Source organism: Pseudoalteromonas maricaloris, assembly GCF_024746855.1.
Taxonomy (GTDB): domain Bacteria; phylum Pseudomonadota; class Gammaproteobacteria; order Enterobacterales; family Alteromonadaceae; genus Pseudoalteromonas; species Pseudoalteromonas maricaloris.
The window spans coordinates 2,272,711-2,292,232 of the sequence record NZ_CP024625.1 but is presented as its reverse complement, the minus strand read 5'-3'; the positions used below and the strand labels follow the sequence as shown (position 1 = coordinate 2,292,232).

Sequence of the window (19,522 nt, the reverse complement as noted above, 5' to 3'; positions counted from 1 at the left end):
ATATTGTGTCAACTTGATATTCAGTCGATGCTTCAAAGCAGCAACTTTTTAGTTTTAAGTTGTACTGGCAGGTGAATATTCAATGCCAACCAAAACTATCTCTACTAGTTTAGGGGGTGAGATTGAAAAGTAAATGGCTACTGAATTTTTTATTTAAAAATCATCACATTCATCAACTAGACATGAAGAGTGATGTAGACTAAGGAGTTTTTCTTTGATGGCATGTGAAAAAAACCCCTCTTGCGAGGGGTTTTGGGTAACTCAGCGCCTTTGGCACTGGGAATGAGGTCGGTACATTTGTAAGTTAGGGTGTGTCTTACGACGCCTCAAACTGCATTTCGGGGATCTCACCGTCGACGATAAGCTTGCCTGCAGTTTTGCTGATTATTTCATCAACACTAACACCCGGTGCGCGTTCTAGCAAATGGAATGCGCCGTCTTTTACTTCTAACACAGCTAAATCTGTTACGATTTTCTTTACACAATTTACGCCGGTCAGTGGCAATGTGCATGATTCAAGCAATTTAGAATCGCCGTGTTTGCTAGCATGGGTCATGGTCACTATGATGTTGCGTGCACCAGCAACTAAGTCCATTGCACCACCCATGCCTTTGATTAATTTTTTCGGGATCATCCAAGACGCGATATTGCCTTGTTGATCAACTTCAAAAGCACCTAGTACCGTCAAGTCTACATGACCACCACGGATCATGGCAAAGCTTTCCGCACTATTAAAAATTGCTGCACCTGTCGCTGCTGTCACGGTTTCTTTACCCGCGTTGATCATATCGGCATCAACTTGGTCTTCAGTTGGGTAGGGACCCATACCCAACAAGCCATTTTCCGATTGCAGCATCACTTCAATGCCTTGTGGTACGTAGTTAGCCACTAAGGTTGGAATACCTATGCCTAAGTTAACGTAGTAACCGTCTTCAAGCTCTTGCGCCACGCGCATCGCAATTTGTTCACGATTTAAACCCATGATTGCCTCCTATTTGCGCGTTGTGACACGTTCAATACGTTTTTCAAAGTCACCTTTGATCACGCGATTGACATAAATACCTGGGGTGTGGATTTGACTCGGCTCAAGTTCACCCGGTTCTACGATTTCTTCAACTTCCGCGACGGTGATTTTTCCGGCTGTCGCTGCCATTGGGTTAAAGTTCATTGCTGTGTGGCGGAACACCAAGTTGCCATAGCGATCTGCTTTCCAAGCCTTAACAATAGCAAACTCACCGGTAATTGATTCTTCCAAAATATATGGTCGGCCATCAAATTCTTTTACTTCTTTACCTTCAGCAATGGGAGTACCGTACCCTGTTGCCGTGTAAAAAGCTGGGATCCCAGCGCCACCAGCGCGCATCTTCTCTGCAAGCGTACCTTGTGGTGTTAATTCAACGTCAATAATGCCATCGAGTAGTTGCTGTTCAAACAGCGCATTTTCACCAACATAAGAGGCAATGATCTTCTTAATTTGACGATCTTTAAGCAAAATACCTAAACCAAAGTCGTCGACCCCACAGTTGTTTGAAACCACGGTAAGCTCTTTTGTTTGCAGGCGCTTAATTTCTGCAATTAAGCCTTCTGGAATACCACACAAACCAAAGCCACCTGCGATGATGGTATCGCCGTCTTTAAGACCCGCCATCGCATCGCTGTAGCTTGATACGACTTTATCGAAACCGGCCATAAGCCCACTCCTAATAATGTTATTGTTTTAAGATTGACAAGTTTGTTTGAGTGCTAACGACACTTTACTGCTTGGTGTCTTACCTAGCGCATCACAAATTGTCCATCCTGCTTTTGCTAGCCTTTCTAAATCAATTCCACACTCAATGCCAAGTCCTTGCAGCAAGTAAACTACATCCTCAGTGGCAACATTTCCTGACGCGCCTTTGGCGTAAGGGCAACCACCGAGACCTGCAACGGCGCTATCAACAGTTGCGATCCCCATTTGCAGGGCCGTGTGAATATTCGTTAATGCTTGTCCGTAGGTATCATGGAAATGCACCGCAAGCTTGTCAGCAGGGATATGTTGCAGTAACAAGGTGAGCAGCTGCTGGACTTTTTTAGGCGTACCAACACCTATGGTGTCGCCTAGGCTGATTTCATAACAACCAAGTGACAACAATTGTTTACATACCGCTAAAACTTGCTCTGGTTGTACTTCACCTTGATATGGGCAACCAACCACGCAGCTAACATAACCTCTTACTTTTATGTTGTTTTTTTGTGCAAGTTCAACAACGGGACGAAAGCGTTCAATACTTTGTTCAATCGTGCAGTTGATGTTTTTTTGCGTAAATGCCTCACTGGCGGCAGTAAAAATGGCAAATTCGTCGACCTGATTTTCTAGTGCAAGCTCTGCGCCTTTAAGGTTTGGCGTTAGGGCGCTTATTTCAACGCCTTCACTACGCTCAAAGCCTTGGATCACCGCAGCAGAATCGGCCATTTGTGGCACCCATTTGGGCGACACAAACGCGCCTGCTTCTATGTGCGTGAGACCAGCGTCTTTTAATGCGTTAACCAGCGCGATTTTAGCTTCTGTGGCAACACTGACCTCATTTTGTAAGCCGTCACGTGCGCCGACTTCTACAATTTTGACGTTAGCCGGATACTGAGACATTAGTCTTGCTCCTCAACAATCGCCAGCATATCGCCATGACTGACCAGCTCGCCTTCTGCAAAGCAGTATGAAGTGAGCGTGCCATCAAATGGTGCATTGAGCGTATATTCCATCTTCATGGCTTCGATTATCACCACGGCATCGCCTTTATTGACTTGAGTACCGACGGCTAACAAATGCTTAACCACGGTGCCGTTCAATGGCGCTGCCAGCGGTGCGGCTTCGTGCTCATGATCGCTAATGTAATGCTTTGACTTGAGTTCAACGGTATGTTGATACGGGCCATACATAATGGTGATCGCGGCTTCGGCCACAATGGCACTGGCATGTACCCGTGCACCATCAATCACCACTGTCAACTGGTGTCCATTTAATTCACATTCAACTTGGTGGATTTGCTCGTTAAACGAAACCTTCCAACCACTTTGAGATTGATAGGCACAGGCGACATGATCTGCAAATGGTAAATCCACTTTCGCGGTTTGGTTAAGCCTAAAGCCTAAGTTTCCCCACACCGTGTTTTTACATGGTTGTTGGTGGCTAAGGTAGGCCGCACTTGCTAATAACACCATTTTATCCAGCGGCGTATTCGATTGAGTTAATACGTCAGTTTGCGTGTCGATAAAGTGGGTATCAGGCGCACCTGCTGTAAAAGTAGGGTGGCCTGCTAAGTGATGTAAAAATGCGATGTTAGATTTCAACCCACACAAGTGAACTTGCTCTAAACTAGATTTTAGCTTTAGTAACGCTTGTTCACGATTTTTGCCATGAACAATAAGCTTGGCGATCATAGGATCGTAAAATGGACTGATCTCATCGCCTTGCTGCACGCCTGTGTCAATTCTTACGCCATCTTTGGCTTCTGGAAAGCTAAGGTGTGAAAGTACACCTGAAAACGGCATGAAGTTTTCTTCAGGGTCTTCTGCGTAAATACGCGCTTCAAAGCTATGACCAGATAACGAAACCTGCTCCTGGGTCAGCGGTAGCTGTTCACCCGCAGCAACCATCAGTTGCCACTCGACTAAATCGAGATCAGTTACCATTTCTGTCACTGGGTGCTCTACTTGCAGGCGAGTATTCATCTCCATAAAGAAGAACTCATCGCCACATAATAAGAACTCTACTGTACCTGCGCCGCGATAGTTAATCGCTTGCGCACAGCGTACTGCCGCTTCACCCATAGCTTTGCGCATAGCATCACTCAAACCTGGCGCGGGCGCTTCTTCAATCACCTTTTGGTGACGACGCTGTAGTGAACAGTCTCTATCACCTAGGTAAACACAGTTACCGTGACTATCGGCAAAAACTTGTACTTCAACGTGACGAGGCTTATCAACAAAACGCTCAAGCAGTACTAAGTCATTGCCAAAACTCGCTGCAGCTTCACGTTTAGCACCATGTAGTGCCGACAAAAACTCGCTGCTTTCTCGTACCACGCGCATCCCTTTACCACCACCGCCGTAAGCGGCTTTGATAAGTACCGGAAAGCCGATTTTTTCTGCTTCTGCTTGCAAGAAATCATCTTCTTGTTTGTCGCCATAATACCCCGGGACTAAGGGCACATTAGCGTCATGCATGATTTCCTTGGCACGGGTCTTAGAACCCATCGCTTCAATAGAGCTTGCCAGCGGACCAATAAACGCAATGTTTGCCGCTTCACACGCTTTGGCGAATACTTCATTTTCAGACAAAAAACCATAACCAGGGTGGATGCAATCGACGCCCGCCGCTTTGGCGACTTCAAGAATTCGGTCCGCAACCAAATAAGACTCTTTACTTGGTGCCGGACCGATATGATAGGCTTCGTCAGCTGTTTTCACATGCATCGCATTGGCATCTGCATCAGAATAAACTGCCACTGTGGTTAGGCCCAATTTCTTTGCGGTGCGCATCACGCGGCAGGCAATTTCACCACGGTTCGCGACTAGAATTTTAGTTAGCATGTTGACTCCTATTCGCTTGCGGCGGTTTGCCAGCGTGGTGCTCGTTTATCGAAAAAGGCGCTAAGACCTTCTTGGCCTTCGTCACTTACTCTAATTTCAGCGATACGCTTTGCGGTATGGGCGATCAACGCTTCATTTATCTCTTTACCAGCAACTTCGCTGATCAGTGCTTTGCCGCTTTTCACAGCAGCAGGGCCATTGTTAAGCAAGGTCTCGAGAAAATCCGCTTCGCTTTTTGCTAAATCATCGCTCAATTCGTGAATTAAACCCATTTCTAGCGCCTTTTCACCATCGAAGACTTCGGCTGTTAAAAAATAGCGTCGCGCTTGGCGCTCCCCAATGGCTTTAATGACATAAGGACTAATTACAGCCGGAATAAGACCAAGTTTGACTTCGCTTAAACAGAATTTAGAGTTGTGCTCTGCAATGGCGATATCACAACAGGCGATTAATCCGAGTGCACCGCCAAACGCAGCTCCTTGCACCAAACATAGCGTTGGATGAGGGCAAGTGGCCAGCACTTGCATTAATTTAGCAAGTTCTAAAGAATCAGCGACGTTTTCGTCATAGTCGTTGTCTGCCATGGATTTCATCCACGCCAGATCAGCCCCAGCTGAAAAGTGTTTACCTTCGGTTTTTAATACCAGCGCTCTGACATCGAGGCCGCTGGCATATTCGAAATTCTTAATGAGTTCGGCAATCACCTCCGCATTGAAGGCATTATGTTTTTCTGGGCGACTTAGCTCTAAAATCGCCACTTTGCTTTTTGTTATATTTAAAGTGACAGGCATAAGTGCTCCTTACATTCTGAAGACGCCAAATTTAGACTCTTTTTGCGGCGCATTGCTCGCAGCCTCTAAGGCAAGACCAAGTACTGTGCGCGTATCCGCAGGGTCGATAACGCCATCGTCCCAAAGCCTTGCGCTGGCATAATATGGGTGGCCTTGCTTTTCGTACTGCTCGATAATTGGCTTTTTAAATTCGCTCACTTCGGCATCGCTCATGCTAAGGCCTTTACGCGCTAGACCATCTTGTTTAACCTGCGTTAATACGCCCGCAGCTTGCTCACCACCCATTACGGAGATCCGTGCGTTTGGCCACATCCACATCATGGTTGGCTCGTACGCTCTACCACACATGCCATAGTTACCAGCACCATATGAGCCACCAATCAAAACAGTAAACTTGGGCACATCAGCACAGGAAACGGCTGTTACCATTTTTGCACCGTGCTTGGCGATACCTTCCGCTTCGTATTTTTGACCAACCATAAATCCAGTAATATTCTGCAAAAACAGCAGCGGAATATTGCGCTGTGCACAGAGTTGAATAAAGTGTGCGCCTTTTTGCGCGGATTCGGAAAAGAGAATACCGTTGTTTGCTACGATCCCTACAGGGTGACCATAAATTTCAGCAAAACCAGTCACGAGTGTTTCGCCGAAGTAGCGTTTAAATTCATCAAACTGAGAATCGTCCACGATACGGGCAATGACTTCGCGTACATCAAACGGTTTTTTCAGATCCGTACCGACAATGCCATACACCTCACTGATGTCATAACGTGGTGGTTTGGCATCTTGAAGGAGTGGGCGAGTAGGGCGCTGATGATTAAGGCGTGATACGCACTGCCTTGCGATAGAAAGCGCATGCTCGTCATTTTCTGCATAGTGATCGGCCACACCTGAAACTTTACAGTGAACATCTGCGCCGCCTAAGTCTTCTGCACTCACTTCTTCACCCGTGGCCGCTTTAACAAGTGGTGGCCCTGCCAAGAAAATGGTGCCTTGTTCTTTGACGATAATACTTTCATCGGCCATCGCTGGTACATACGCGCCGCCAGCGGTACATAACCCCATGACTACAGCTATTTGTGGGATCCCTTTTGCAGACATACGGGCTTGGTTGTAGAAAATCCGACCAAAATGCAATTTATCTGGGAATACTTCATCTTGCTCTGGCAGGTTCGCACCGCCAGAATCCACTAAATAAATACAAGGAAGGTGGCAGCGCTCAGCGATTTCTTGCGCTCGTAGGTGCTTTTTTACGGTAATAGGGAAATAGGTTCCCCCTTTTACCGTCGCATCATTTGCCACAATCATGCATTCAACGCCTTTAACGCGTCCGATCCCGGCGACCACACCAGCACAAGGAATATCTTGCTCGTAAACGCCAAACGCGGCGAATTGGCCAATCTCTAAAAACGGCGAGCCCTCGTCAAGCAAGGTTTCAATTCGGTCACGGACAAATAATTTACCGCGACTTTGATGACGGGCAATAAGCGCTTCACCACCGCCTTGGCTCAGTGTGGCGACTTTATCTTTAAGATCAGCAACTAGCGATGCCATCGCATCGCTGTTTGCCTTGAATTGGGGATCATGCGGATTAACCGCAGAATTTAGTACCGTCATGTAGCACTCCTAGCGACTTTCGTTGAATAGCTCACGTCCGATAAGCATACGGCGGATCTCAGACGTACCAGCGCCAATTTCATATAGCTTGGCATCGCGAAGTAGTCGACCTGTAGGATATTCATTGATATAACCGTTTCCGCCTAGTAGCTGAATGGCATCAAGTGCAAGTTTGGTTGCAAGTTCTGCGGCATACAAAATTGCACCAGCAGCATCTTTACGTGTGGTTTCGCCACGGTCACAGGCTTTCGCCACGGTATAAACGTATGAGCGTGCGGCGTTCATTTGCGTGTACATGTCAGCAACTTTGCCCTGCACCAGCTGGAATTCACCGATGGATTGGTTAAATTGTTTACGCTCGTGAATATAAGGTACTACCACATCCATACAAGCCTGCATAATACCAAGCGGACCGCCTGCCAATACCACACGCTCGTAGTCTAGGCCACTCATGAGTACCTTAACGCCTTCGTTGTATTCGCCAAGGATGTTTTCTGCAGGTACTTCGCAGTTTTCGAATACCAGCTCACAGGTGTTTGAACCACGCATTCCAAGTTTGTCTAACTTTTGTGCCGTTGAAAAACCAGGGAAGCTTTTTTCGACGATAAAGGCCGTGATCCCGCGAGGGCCTGCATTGGTATCCGTTTTTGCGTAAATCACAAAAACGTCGGCATCTGGACCATTGGTGATCCACATTTTATTACCGTTTAGGATGAACTTGTCACCTTGCTTTTCAGCACGCAGTTTCATTGAAACCACGTCAGAGCCAGCATTGGGCTCACTCATTGCTAGTGCACCGATGTGTTCACCGCTGATAAGTTTTGGTAGATACTTTTCTTTTTGGGCTTGGTTACCGTTACGGTTAATTTGGTTTACACATAGGTTTGAGTGTGCGCCGTAGCTTAAGCCAATTGATGCACTCGCACGGCTTATCTCTTCCATTGCGATAACGTGTTCAAGATAACCCATGTTTGAGCCGCCAAATTCTTCAGCGACGGTGATCCCAAGTAGGCCCATTTCGCCAAACTTTGGCCACATTTCGTTTGGAAATGCATTTTCTTGATCTGTTTTTTCAGCAAGTGGGGCAATTTCACTGGTCGCAAAGCTATTGACATGATCACGGATCATGTCTGCTGTTTCGCCTAGTCCAAAGTTTAATTCTTTATATAAAGATACTGTGCTCATCGGTATTCATCCTGTTGTGAGAGTTTATTTTTCGAGCTCGTGTAGGGTGTCGCGACAACGGCGCTCAGCCGTCACCAGTTCCATTAAGACAACTTTAATGTCGTCCATCTGTTGGCTTAAGTCGGCTTTTTTCTCTTCAATGAGTTGCAACATGGTTTTAAGTTGCTTTTCGCTCGATTTGTCGGCGTCGTAAAGCTCAAATAGTCGGCCAGTTTCAGCAAGTGTAAAACCAAGACGTTTTCCGCGAAGGATCAGTTTTAATCGAACTTTGTCACGTTTTGAGTAAATACGCGTTTGTCCTTGGCGCTTAGGAGAAAGGAGTCCTTGGTCTTCGTAAAAACGAATACTGCGAGTAGTAATATCAAATTCTTTAGCTAACTCGCTGATTGAATAGGTAGGTTCATTAATTTCTTGCATTTTTATTTACACTTACAACGTCACTGATTAGACCAATATAAGTGAAGTTTACGTAAAGGTAAAGTAAGAATAGCAGATCCTTCTTTAGTCTTATAAAAGGAATAATCTGTCCGTTCGAATTGTCATCAAATCTTCATTACAGCCAGAGAAAATAAGCCTTGGAAACAAATTTGTGCAAGTTAGCTTTACACTTTCACTGATCTCGTTTGGCTTGATTTTAGATTTACGTTGGCGTAAACGTAAATATTATGTATGCTCGAATACAGAGTTAATTTTTAACAAGCCCGAGATTGGCTTGTAAACAGGAGTTTTGCAATGAGTAACGAAGCTGTTGTCATCGTCGCTGCTAAGCGTACACCAATGGGTGGCTTTATGGGAAGCCTATCTGACGCAACCGCGACAGACTTAGGTGCGACTGCAATTAAAGCAGTAATGAATGAAACAGGTCTTAGTGACGCGAGTATAGACGAAGTTATCATGGGCTGTGTCTTACCAGCAGGCCTTGGTCAAGCGCCAGCGCGTCAAGCGATGCTAAATGCAGGGTTAGCACGCTCGACGGGAGCGACGACAATTAACAAGGTGTGCGGCTCGGGTCTAAAAGCGGCGATGTTCGCGCATGATCTCATCCGCTCAGGTAGCATTAATTCTGCTATCGCTGGCGGCATGGAAAGCATGACTAACTCACCTTACTTTATTCCAAAAGCCCGTGGCGGAATGCGCATGGGTCATGGCGAAATCAAAGACCATATGATGGCTGATGGCTTAGAAGATGCTTATGACAATAAAGCGATGGGTTGTTTCGCACAAGCTACCGCTGATGAATATGGCATTACCCGCGAGCACATGGATGAATTTGCACTTGGCTCACTAAGTAAAGCAAACGCCGCAATCGAAAATGGCAGCTTTGGCAATGAAATTGCCCCTCATGTGATGAGTACGCGTAAGGGGGATGTTGAGGTTAATACTGACGAGCAACCAGGTAACGCGCGTCCAGACAAAATTCCATCACTTCGTCCAGCATTTAAAAAAGACGGCACTATCACTGCTGCCAACTCCTCGTCTATTTCTGACGGTGCAGCAGCGCTGATTTTAATGAGTGAATCAGAAGCGAAAAAGCACGGTTTGACACCTCTTTGTAAGATTGTTGCCCATGCAACTCATTCACAAGCTCCCGCTGAATTTACCGTGGCACCAGTCGGTGCGATGAATAAGCTGCTTGAAAAAGCAGGTTGGTCGACAGCAGACGTTGACCTTTGGGAAATCAACGAAGCGTTTGCCATGGTGACTATGTTGGCTATCAACGAAATGCAGTTAGATAGCAACAAAGTCAACGTCAACGGTGGTGCTTGTGCACTAGGTCACCCAATCGGTGCAAGCGGTGCACGCATCTTAGTTACACTTATCCATGCACTAAAAAACCGCGGCTTATCAAAAGGCGTAGCGTCACTATGTATCGGTGGTGGTGAAGCTGTAGCGCTCGCGGTAGAAGTGTAAGTTACTGCAATTTATTTCGTTCAAGGGGCGCTGCGTTTTCCATAATTCTAATCATTCACGCAGCGCATAAACTCGTTTTATGGGGAGGAGTGCTTCATGCACCAAGTACCTTTATACATCAACGGTGAATTTTCACAGTCTCAGTCTGACAAATGGTTAGACGTTGTTAATCCGGCTAATCAAGAAGTATTAGCAAAAGTACCTTGTGCTACTAACGAAGAAGTACAAGCTGCAATTCATTCAGCTCAAGAAGCATTTAAAACGTGGCGTAATGTTCCGGTAACTGAGCGTGCGCGAATTATGATGCGTTATGCAGCGCTTCTTAAAGAGCATCAAGAAGAAATCGCAACCATCATTTGCCATGAATTAGGCAAAACTTTTGAAGATGCGAAAGGTGATGTATGGCGTGGTATTGAAGTGGTTGAGCAAGCATGTAATGCCCCTTCAATGATGATGGGCGAGACGGTAGAAAACGTTGCCCGAAATATCGACACCTATTCATATACCCAACCGCTAGGCGTTTGTGCGGGTATTACGCCATTTAACTTCCCAGCGATGATCCCGCTGTGGATGTTCCCAATGGCAATTGTATGCGGTAACACCTTTGTACTTAAGCCATCAGAGCAAGATCCACTAACGCCAATGCGCTTGGTTGAATTGTTTGAAGAAGCTGGTGCGCCAAAAGGCGTACTACAGGTAGTACACGGTAGTAAGGATCAGGTTGACCAAATCCTTGAAGCGCCGGAAATTCGCGCGATTTCTTTCGTAGGTTCTTGTGGTGTTGGTCAGTACATTTACAGCAAAGGTACGCAAAATCTCAAACGCGTTCAAGCGTGTGTTGGTGCGAAAAACCACATGGTTATTATGCCCGATGCGAAAAAAGAACAAGTGATCAATAACCTAGTTGGCTCTTCGGTCGGTGCGGGTGGTCAGCGTTGTATGGGGATCTCAGTTGCTGTGTTTGTTGGGCAATCACAACAGTGGGTAGAGGAACTAAAAGACGCAATGGCGAAGGTTCGTCCTGGCGTTTGGGATGATCCTGAAGCCGCTTATGGTCCGCAAACGACGCCGCAGGCTAAAGCGCGCATTCTGTCGCTGATCGACAGTGGTAAGCAGCAAGGCGCAACGTGTTTGCTAGACGGTTCTGATTTTACAGTTGAGGGTTATGAAAGTGGTAACTGGGTAGGTCCAACCCTGTTTTCAAATGTCACAACTGAAATGGATATCTACAAAGAAGAAATCTTTGGCCCAGTCCTTTGCTGTATATTTGTCGATAGTTTAGATGAAGCAATTACGCTTATTAATAACAACCCATACGGTAACGGTACCTCATTATTCACTGCAAGCGGTGGCGCAGCACGTAAGTTCCAGCGTGAAATTGAAGTGGGTCAGGTAGGCATTAATATTCCTATTCCTGTGCCATTGCCGTTCTTCTCATTTACCGGTTGGAAGAATTCATTCTACGGTGACCAACACACCTATGGTAAGCAAGGCGTGCGTTTCTATACAGAAACCAAAACAATTACCTCACGTTGGTTTGACGATGAGGCTGTTAGTGGTCCAAATATGAGTATCAACCTTAGATAACTCATATTGCATAGCGTGCTCTGCAGGGGGAGCACGCTATTTTTTACCAAAACGATAAGAATTACCGACACACATTCAGGGTGTCAGAACAGCAAGAGAGGTCTAGCGTGGACTTTAACCTAAACGAAGATCAACAAGCATTTGCCGATATGGCGCACCAATTTGCAATGAGCGAGCTTGCTCCACATGCTGCAAAATGGGATCAAGAGCACATTTTTCCAAAAGACGTAATTCAAAAAGCAGGTGAGCTTGGTTTTTGCGGTCTATATACGCCAGAAGAGGCAGGTGGTCTGGGTTTATCTCGCCTTGACTCAAGTATTATTTTTGAGCAACTTTCTATGGGTTGTACAGCAACAACCGCCATGTTGACTATCCATAACATGGCAACGTGGATGATAGCGAGTTTTGCGACGGAAGAAACCAAAGCAAAATATATGGATCAGTTAGTAACAGGTGAGCTATTGGCTTCTTACTGTCTAACAGAGCCTGGTTCTGGTTCTGATGCCGCATCGCTAAAAACAAAAGCAGTAAAAGAAGGCGACGAGTACGTTTTGTCTGGCTCTAAGATGTTTATCTCAGGTGCAGGTGAAACAGACGTATTGGTGGTAATGGCAAGAACCGGTGAAGCCGGTCCAAAAGGTATTTCGGCCTTTGTTGTACCTGCCGATGCTGATGGCGTTATTTATGGCAAAGCAGAAGAAAAAATGGGTTGGAACGCTCAACCTACGCGCCTTATCACGCTTGAAAATGTCCGGATCCCAGCTGCCAACCTATTAGGCCAAGAAGGCGAAGGCTTCAAATTTGCGATGCAAGGCCTTGACGGTGGTCGTATTAATATTGCGACTTGCTCGATTGGTACAGCCCAGCAAGCACTTAATACCGCCAAGCAGTATATGCAAGAGCGTTCTCAGTTTGGTAAACCGTTAGCAGCGTTCCAAGCACTGCAATTTAAAATTGCAGATATGAATACAGAACTTGTGGCTGCGCGCCAAATGGTTCGACTTGCGGCATTTAAACTGGATAGCAACGACCCAGAAAAGACCACTTATTGTGCAATGGCGAAGCGTTTTGCCACTGATGTAGGCACTAAGGTGTGTGATGATGCACTGCAAATTCATGGTGGTTACGGGTATATCAAAGAATATCCACTTGAACGTCATTTACGTGACGTACGTGTTCATCAGATCCTTGAAGGTACAAACGAAATCATGCGTGTAATTATTGCACGTCGGATCTTAGCTGAAGGCGCGGCAAGCGTCCTATAAGGAGAGTATCATGACTGCACAATTAAAACTCGAAAAACAAGGCCATACTGCCGTTGTTACTATGTCAAATCCACCCGCGAATACGTGGACAAAAGACACACTAATTGCACTTAAAAATCTAGTAATCGAATTGAATGCAGATAAAGAAATCTATTCGTTAGTGATCACTGGCGAAGGTGAAAAGTTCTTTTCAGCAGGTGCAGATCTAAACGTATTTGCTGACGGCGACAAAGGAGTCGCTGCGGATATGTCTCGAGTATTTGGCGAAGCGTTCGAAACACTCAGCGACTTTAGAGGCGTATCAATTGCTGCTATCAATGGTTTTGCAATGGGTGGCGGTTTAGAAGTAGCACTAGCATGCGATATCCGCATTGCCGAAGTTCAAGCACAAATGGCACTCCCTGAGGCGAAAGTAGGGTTGTTACCTTGTGCTGGCGGCACACAAAACTTGTCTTGGCTTGTGGGTGAAGGCTGGGCAAAACGTATGATTTTATGCGGTGAGCGCTTAAAAGCTGATAAAGCACAGCAAATTGGCTTAGTTGAAGAAGTGGTCGAGCAGGGTAAAGCACTGGAAGCTGCGCTCGAACTTGCTAAGAAAGTAGAAGATCAAAGTCCAGTTGCGGTCACGGCTTGTAAGGCTCTCATTCAAAAAGGCCGCACTGGCACTATCAATAGCGCATTGCCACTTGAACGCGAACTTTTCGTAACACTATTCGATACGCAAGATCAAAAAGAAGGCGTAAACGCGTTTTTAGAGAAGCGTAAAGCGAATTGGGTAAATGGCTAATGATTGAATTTGAGCTAATAAATCACGAAGAGGCGCCGGTTATATTCGAACAGGCAACGTGCCATAACGGGATGAAAATAGCGCTGGCGACATTAAATGTACCAAAAGCGTTAAATGCCTTAAACCTCGATATGATCCGTTTGCTCGCGCCACAACTAGACGCTTGGGCAAACGACCCACAAATAGCAATGGTTATGCTAAAAGGTGCTGGAGAGAAGGCGTTTTGTGCCGGCGGCGATGTCGTGAGTTTATATCGCGAAATGTCGTCTGATACGAGTAACGCATTAATCGAAACCTTTTTCAGTGAAGAGTACCGGTTAGATTATCAAATCCATAACTATGATAAGCCAATCCTACTATGGGGTAATGGCATCATCATGGGTGGTGGATTGGGCTTAACGGCTGGCGCAAGCCATAAAGTGATGACCGAAACGTCGCGCATCGCGATGCCGGAAATCACCATTGGTTTATACCCTGATGTGGGTGGGAGCTATTTCCTCAATAAGATGCCAAAGGGCGTTGGACTATTCTTGGGTCTCACTGCTGCAAACATTAACGCTGCGGATGCCAAGCTGGTTGGGCTTGCCGACCATTTTATGGACTCAGAAAAGCTGAGCTTACTGTTACAAAACCTAGTTGAAGTAAACTGGGGCAAAACCAATGTATTAAATCATGAAAAGCTTACTCAGTTGCTGTTGTCACTAGATGAAGCGTCTCATGCGCCGCCAAAAAGCGAAATTAAACCGCTTATCAAAGTGTTCGAAGCGCTTGATGAGAAACGTGAGTTATCAGAGCAGGTTGAATTCATTTTGGCGTTGGATAGCACTGACAACAAATGGCTAAGCAAGGCACAGGCTGCATTAAAGCATGGTTCTCCATTAAGTGCAGCATTGGTTAAAGCGCAGCTCACTAGAAGTGCAGGCAAAACACTAAGAGACTGTTTTAAGCAGGAATTAGGAATGTCGGTAACGGCTGGCGAGTTTGGTGAGTTTCAAGAAGGTGTTCGTGCGCTGCTTATCGATAAAGATGGCAAGCCCAATTGGCGATTTAAATCTGTCGCCGAAGTTACAGACGACGCGGTAGAACGCTTTTTTGCACCTCGCTGGGATGAAAACGATCACCCATTGCGTGACTTATAAGGAGTGACTTAAATGGCACAAGTAGGATTTATCGGCTTAGGTAATATGGGTGGTCCAATGGCCATTAACCTATTAAAGGCTGGCCACCAAGTATGTGTATTCGATTTGAACCCTGAAGCCGTTGCGACGCTTGAAGCAAGTGGCGCGACGAAAGCGACGGTTGTGAGCGATGTATGTCGCGAAGCCGATTATGTGATCAGTATGCTGCCTGCAGGCAAACATGTTCGAGCAGTGTATACCGGCGATGACGGATTAATTAATTACCTTAGTAAAAACACACAAGTAATTGATTGCTCGACCATTGATGCTGAATCAGCTCAGTTTGTTGGCAACAAGTTGGCAGAATCGGGTATTTCATTTGTCGATGCGCCCGTGTCTGGCGGTGTGGCAGGTGCAGCGGCCGGTACCTTAACTTTTATTGTCGGCGGTAATAAAGCAGACTTTGAACGTGCGCATGTGGTACTGACCAATATGGGTAAGAATATCTTCCATGCTGGAGATATTGGTGCCGGACAAGTTGCTAAGATATGTAACAATATGCTGTTATCAATACTTATGGCAGGCACAAGTGAAGCGCTGCAAATGGGTGTAGATCATGGCTTAGATCCTAAGGTATTGAGCGAAATTATGCTAAACAGCTCTGGTCGTAACTGGACGCTCGAGCTATACAACCCATGTCCTGATGTACTAGAAAATGTGCCTTCTTCGAACGGTTATAAGCCGGGCTTTATGGTTGATTTAATGGCTAAAGATCTTGGCCTTGCGATGCAATCTGCGCAGCAAACGAATTCTGCGACGCCCATGGGGGCGCTAGCGAAGAATCTGTATAACTTGATGCAAAATCAAGGCAAAGGCAGTGAAGACTTTAGTGCGATTTTTAAGCTTTATTCAGAGAAATAGGACACTATGGATATTAACAATAAAACAGTTGTGATCACCGGTGGTGCGCAAGGCTTAGGTCTTGCTATGGCGACTGAAATGGCAAAGCATGGGGCAAAACTTGCCCTGATTGATATGCAAGAAGACGTTTTAGCAGAAGCGAAGCACGAACTTGCTCAATTAGGTACGCAAGTTAACACGTATGTCGCTAATGTTAGTCAAGAATCAGACGTCGAAAATGTGTTTAATGCCATCGTAAATGACTTCGGTGATATTTCGGTATTAATAAATAATGCGGGTATTTTGCGTGACGGTTTGCTACTCAAAGCAAAAGATGGGCAAGTCATCGATAAAATGTCGCTTTCGCAATTTCAATCCGTTATTGATGTCAATCTCACAGGTGTTTTCCTGTGCGGCCGCGAAGCTGCTGTCAAAATGGTCGAAGCGGGTAACGGTGGCGTGATCATTAATATGTCGAGCGTTGCGCGCGCTGGTAATATGGGACAAACCAATTATTCAGCGGCAAAGTCTGGTGTCGTTGCGATGACTACTAGTTGGGCTAAAGAATTAGGTCGTTTTGGTATTCGCGTGGGCGCAATTGCACCAGGTGTGATCCGTACAAAAATGACGGATGCAATGAAGCCTGAAGCCAAAGAGCGCCTAGTGAAAATGAAGCCGATAGGGCGTCTGGGTGAAGCGCAAGAAATTGCCCATACAGCAAAATATATCATTGAAAATGATTTCTTTACGGGACGTGTCGTTGAGATTGACGGCGGCATTCGCCTGTAATGAAAAAATAGGCTTGGTTTTACAACGTGTAGTCCAAGTTCCTACTTGAGTGTGTGAAGCGGCAATGCATATTGCCGCTTTTTTATTTAAAAGACCCTAAATGCTTGAGGAGAAGTGCTTGAAGTTATCTGGAATACATCACGTTGCTGTTATTTGTTCTGACTACCAAAGATCAAAGGTATTTTATACCGAAGTACTTGGGTTGCACGTACTCCGTGAGAACTATCGAAAAGATAGAGCGTCCTATAAATTAGATCTTGCGCTGCCTGATGGGAGCCAGATTGAGTTGTTTTCGTTTCCAAATCCTCCAAAACGACCCTCACATCCAGAGGCGCAAGGACTGAGACATTTAGCATTTAGCGTATCGGATATTGATGCTTGTATTGCACACCTCGTGCAGAATCAAGTTGCTGTAGAGCCTGTTCGAATAGATGAATATACAGGCAAACGGTTTACCTTTTTCAGCGACCCTGATGGTTTGCCGCTGGAGCTTTATGAGCAATGTTAAGATGATAACTACTTTAAAAGGGCTAAATTATGTATGAGATGTTAGTGGCGATGGAAATTCATAACAGCGAGCGATATGCCAAATATCGTGAGGCGATGAAGCCAATCTTAAGACAATATGGTGGTGGATTTAGTAACGATTTTCATATTGCAGAAACCTTGCTAACAGAGGGACGGTGCCAAGCTAATCGACTTTTTACCATATATTTTCCTGATCAAGCTTCAATGGAGTCCTTCTTCAGTGATGCTGAATATGTAGAGATAAAGGCGCGATACTTTGAAGATAGCGTCAGTGGGTTTGATATTTTGGCGAGCTACATTAGGTAAGGCTAAAACAAGGAGCAAAATTGGGTAAAGTTTATTCTATGTGGGTCGATAACGTTTAATAACTCCGCGGTAAATTGAATTTGTAACAAGGATATAGGTTATGAATATAAGACCACCATATCAAATGAATAACGGCAATGTTGTAAACTCAACATCGTCAGAAAAACTACATGAAAAGGTCAGAGAAGTTGCGACAAATAGGGCCGACGATGAGCCCAATCAATTACCTAGTTCAGACAATGAATTAACTATTGATTTTTCTTACACACAATCACCAGTCACATACAGTAAAGAATTTTTTCTCAACCTAGACCTCAGCATGATTGGGCTTAAGCGCTATGGGATTCATCGAGAGCATATGGGGACGGATGAAAATGGCCATATTTATAAAGATACCTATGGTGATTTTGAAGGAAGAGAGAAAATTGACGAATTTCTAGCTATTTTCGATCGTTTGGACGAAGAACAAAAAATAAAGTTTTCCCACTTTAAACCAACTGAAGCACTTCTTGATGTTGCTAACAGATTAACTGATGAAGAGCTTGGACAGCTCACCGATTTTATTGTCGAGTCGTTGACTATCAACTTACTGGATCAAAAAAAGGATGATTATTCTACCAAGCTAATAAATAAGCTTAGCAATATGTCAGATGAGGTATTACAAGATACGGTGAAGACCATGTCTAAGCTGATGGAGCAAGCTGACAATAAAGTCTTCGCTGAACCAAATTTACCAGCTTATCTGCTTGATAAAGACGGCCATGCTGATTTCGATTTAAATGTAAGAGGTTTAGGCTTTTTTGAAGATGTAAACGCGTATGGTGACATGAACAACCAATTATTAAATGACTATGCAAAATTTGTCATTGATAACAAATTCTCAGACGGTGATCTTTTAGATCTGAACGCGCATTTAGCAAATTCTGATTTTGATACGAGTCGTGGCATATTAGATATGGCAACTTTGGTTAAGGCAAATGACCGAACTACTTTTATAGAAATGTTAAACGAAGTGGATACGCGGGAGCCGAATAACCTGTTCGCAAGATTGAGCAAACTCAATTACGAAAATGAGAATACAGAATACTTTAGAACTGACAATCGAGAATACGTTAAATTTAAAGGTGCACCAGCTGACGATAACGAAAAAAGTAGGTTATACAATCAGCTGATAAAAGCCTATGAAAATCAGGGACTCGGTTGGATGAATGACGTAATGGAGCAGTCAGAAGGTATGCCTGTGCGAGCTGAGCTCAATATGTGGCTATCTATTTTAGAAGATGTTGAAGAAAACCCCGATGCGTTTAAACGCTCAGACTCTGTTGAAACTTGGATGGAGCGCAATTTATCTGGAATTGTAAATGACTACTATCAAGGCATAAAAGAAAAGGTATTTGCGCATAATGAGGAACTAGATAACTTTCTCAATATGTCTATGCTTGAAAGAATTGAACTCGATACAATTAAACTTGACGAACAAACTTCTACAGCTGAATAGAGAAAGATCTATTACATCCCAAATATTGTTCTACACTTAATTAAGAACGAAACAAGCTTGTTAATTCAAAGGCTTGTTTCGAGGTGAGTCTTGACTATATAACGCAGCAACTTTGTTAAGGGAGAGTTTAATGCGCGGCGTGATATTTAGAGGTTTAGAAGAATTAGTTGTAGAAGCGATTGGCATGCAAGCTTGGGATGAGTTACTCGAAGCACATGCACCCGAGGGAAGGGTCTATGTTTCCCCTACATCCTACCCAGATGCAGAGCTATTTGCGTTAGCACAAGGCGTTGCTGACAAATTGAATAAGCCATTGACAGATGTATTGGCCATTTTCGGGCAGTCGTTATTTGGATTTTTGGCGGAAAAGCACAAAGGTATCTCGTCAAAATTTGCGTCGTTTGAAGAGTTGGTTTTATCTATCGATAGCGTGATACACATGGAGGTAAAAAAGCTCTACGATGAGCCGAATCTCCCCTCTATTGCGGCGATAGTGAAAGATGACAAAACTATCGTATTAGAGTATTGCTCGAATCGTAAATTGTGTTTTTGTGCGGAAGGGCTACTTTATGGTGCCGCCCAATTTTACAGTCGCAAACTAAAAATTGAACATCCACAGTGCATGCACAGCGGCGCTAAACATTGCGTACTCATTCTGCATTTGGATTAAT

Annotated in this window: 19 protein-coding genes; 11 read left to right on the top strand and 8 right to left on the bottom strand. The window is 44.9% G+C overall.

Annotation, left to right across the window (positions count from 1 at the left end):
• Window positions 1-316 precede the first annotated feature (316 nt).
• The 8 genes from CTT31_RS09890 to CTT31_RS09855 are packed head-to-tail and all read right to left on the bottom strand — an operon-like array spanning window position 317 to window position 8,579.
• Window positions 317-982, bottom strand: a complete 666-nt coding sequence (locus CTT31_RS09890) for a CoA transferase subunit B (protein ID WP_010604942.1) — start codon at window positions 980-982, stop codon at window positions 317-319.
• Between the two features lie 9 nt (window positions 983-991).
• The gene (locus CTT31_RS09885) at window positions 992-1,690 is read right to left on the bottom strand and encodes a CoA transferase subunit A (RefSeq protein ID WP_211857689.1); all 699 of its coding nucleotides are present in this window, start codon (window positions 1,688-1,690) and stop codon (window positions 992-994) included.
• A gap of 27 nt (window positions 1,691-1,717) precedes the next feature.
• Window positions 1,718-2,626: a hydroxymethylglutaryl-CoA lyase gene (locus CTT31_RS09880; RefSeq protein WP_260491188.1), complete on the bottom strand. Its 909-nt coding sequence runs from the start codon at window positions 2,624-2,626 to the stop codon at window positions 1,718-1,720.
• Window positions 2,626-4,569 carry an acetyl-CoA carboxylase biotin carboxylase subunit gene (locus tag CTT31_RS09875; protein WP_260491187.1) on the bottom strand — a complete coding sequence of 648 codons (1,944 nt, stop codon included), beginning with the start codon at window positions 4,567-4,569 and terminating at the stop codon, window positions 2,626-2,628. The genes CTT31_RS09880 and CTT31_RS09875 overlap by 1 nt, the downstream gene beginning before the upstream one ends.
• An 8-nt stretch (window positions 4,570-4,577) precedes the next feature.
• Entirely contained in the window at window positions 4,578-5,360 is a 783-nt protein-coding gene (locus CTT31_RS09870; protein WP_260491186.1) for an enoyl-CoA hydratase/isomerase family protein, read from the bottom strand.
• A 9-nt stretch (window positions 5,361-5,369) separates the two neighbouring features.
• Window positions 5,370-6,977, bottom strand: coding sequence for a carboxyl transferase domain-containing protein (locus CTT31_RS09865; RefSeq protein WP_211857683.1), 1,608 nt, complete (start codon window positions 6,975-6,977; stop codon window positions 5,370-5,372).
• Window positions 6,978-6,986: 9 nt separating this feature from the next.
• Window positions 6,987-8,162: an isovaleryl-CoA dehydrogenase gene (locus CTT31_RS09860; protein WP_010378622.1), complete on the bottom strand. Its 1,176-nt coding sequence runs from the start codon at window positions 8,160-8,162 to the stop codon at window positions 6,987-6,989.
• Window positions 8,163-8,186: 24 nt separating this feature from the next.
• On the bottom strand, window positions 8,187-8,579 hold the full coding sequence (locus CTT31_RS09855) for a MerR family transcriptional regulator (protein ID WP_099643874.1): 393 nt from the start codon (window positions 8,577-8,579) through the stop codon (window positions 8,187-8,189).
• Between the two features lie 315 nt (window positions 8,580-8,894).
• Here CTT31_RS09855 and CTT31_RS09850 point away from each other — a divergent pair, with 315 nt between their 5' ends.
• The 11 genes from CTT31_RS09850 to CTT31_RS09800 all read left to right on the top strand — a co-directional run bounded on the left by CTT31_RS09850 (window position 8,895) and on the right by CTT31_RS09800 (window position 19,521).
• Window positions 8,895-10,073, top strand: a complete 1,179-nt coding sequence (locus tag CTT31_RS09850) for a thiolase family protein (RefSeq protein ID WP_211857681.1) — start codon at window positions 8,895-8,897, stop codon at window positions 10,071-10,073.
• Between the two features lie 96 nt (window positions 10,074-10,169).
• Window positions 10,170-11,660, top strand: coding sequence for a CoA-acylating methylmalonate-semialdehyde dehydrogenase (locus tag CTT31_RS09845; protein ID WP_260491185.1), 1,491 nt, complete (start codon window positions 10,170-10,172; stop codon window positions 11,658-11,660).
• A gap of 107 nt (window positions 11,661-11,767) precedes the next feature.
• The gene (locus CTT31_RS09840; protein WP_260491184.1) at window positions 11,768-12,925 is read left to right on the top strand and encodes an acyl-CoA dehydrogenase family protein; all 1,158 of its coding nucleotides are present in this window, start codon (window positions 11,768-11,770) and stop codon (window positions 12,923-12,925) included.
• Window positions 12,926-12,935: 10 nt separating this feature from the next.
• Window positions 12,936-13,712, top strand: coding sequence for an enoyl-CoA hydratase (locus tag CTT31_RS09835; protein WP_130164219.1), 777 nt, complete (start codon window positions 12,936-12,938; stop codon window positions 13,710-13,712).
• On the top strand, window positions 13,712-14,851 hold the full coding sequence (locus CTT31_RS09830) for an enoyl-CoA hydratase/isomerase family protein (RefSeq protein WP_222240636.1): 1,140 nt from the start codon (window positions 13,712-13,714) through the stop codon (window positions 14,849-14,851). The genes CTT31_RS09835 and CTT31_RS09830 overlap by 1 nt, the downstream gene beginning before the upstream one ends.
• 12 nt (window positions 14,852-14,863) lie before the next feature.
• Complete coding sequence (gene mmsB / locus CTT31_RS09825; protein ID WP_010604932.1) at window positions 14,864-15,751, top strand: 3-hydroxyisobutyrate dehydrogenase; 888 nt, start codon at window positions 14,864-14,866, stop codon at window positions 15,749-15,751.
• Window positions 15,752-15,757: 6 nt separating this feature from the next.
• Window positions 15,758-16,519, top strand: coding sequence for an SDR family oxidoreductase (locus CTT31_RS09820; RefSeq protein ID WP_211857677.1), 762 nt, complete (start codon window positions 15,758-15,760; stop codon window positions 16,517-16,519).
• Between the two features lie 118 nt (window positions 16,520-16,637).
• Complete coding sequence (gloA2, locus tag CTT31_RS09815) at window positions 16,638-17,027, top strand: SMU1112c/YaeR family gloxylase I-like metalloprotein (protein ID WP_039497668.1); 390 nt, start codon at window positions 16,638-16,640, stop codon at window positions 17,025-17,027.
• Between the two features lie 29 nt (window positions 17,028-17,056).
• Window positions 17,057-17,353 carry a DUF1330 domain-containing protein gene (locus CTT31_RS09810; RefSeq protein WP_039497670.1) on the top strand — a complete coding sequence of 99 codons (297 nt, stop codon included), beginning with the start codon at window positions 17,057-17,059 and terminating at the stop codon, window positions 17,351-17,353.
• A gap of 100 nt (window positions 17,354-17,453) precedes the next feature.
• Entirely contained in the window at window positions 17,454-18,851 is a 1,398-nt protein-coding gene (locus tag CTT31_RS09805; RefSeq protein WP_211857675.1) for a hypothetical protein, read from the top strand.
• A 130-nt stretch (window positions 18,852-18,981) separates the two neighbouring features.
• The gene (locus CTT31_RS09800) at window positions 18,982-19,521 is read left to right on the top strand and encodes a heme NO-binding domain-containing protein (protein ID WP_039497675.1); all 540 of its coding nucleotides are present in this window, start codon (window positions 18,982-18,984) and stop codon (window positions 19,519-19,521) included.
• The last annotated feature ends 1 nt before the right edge of the window (window position 19,522 follow it).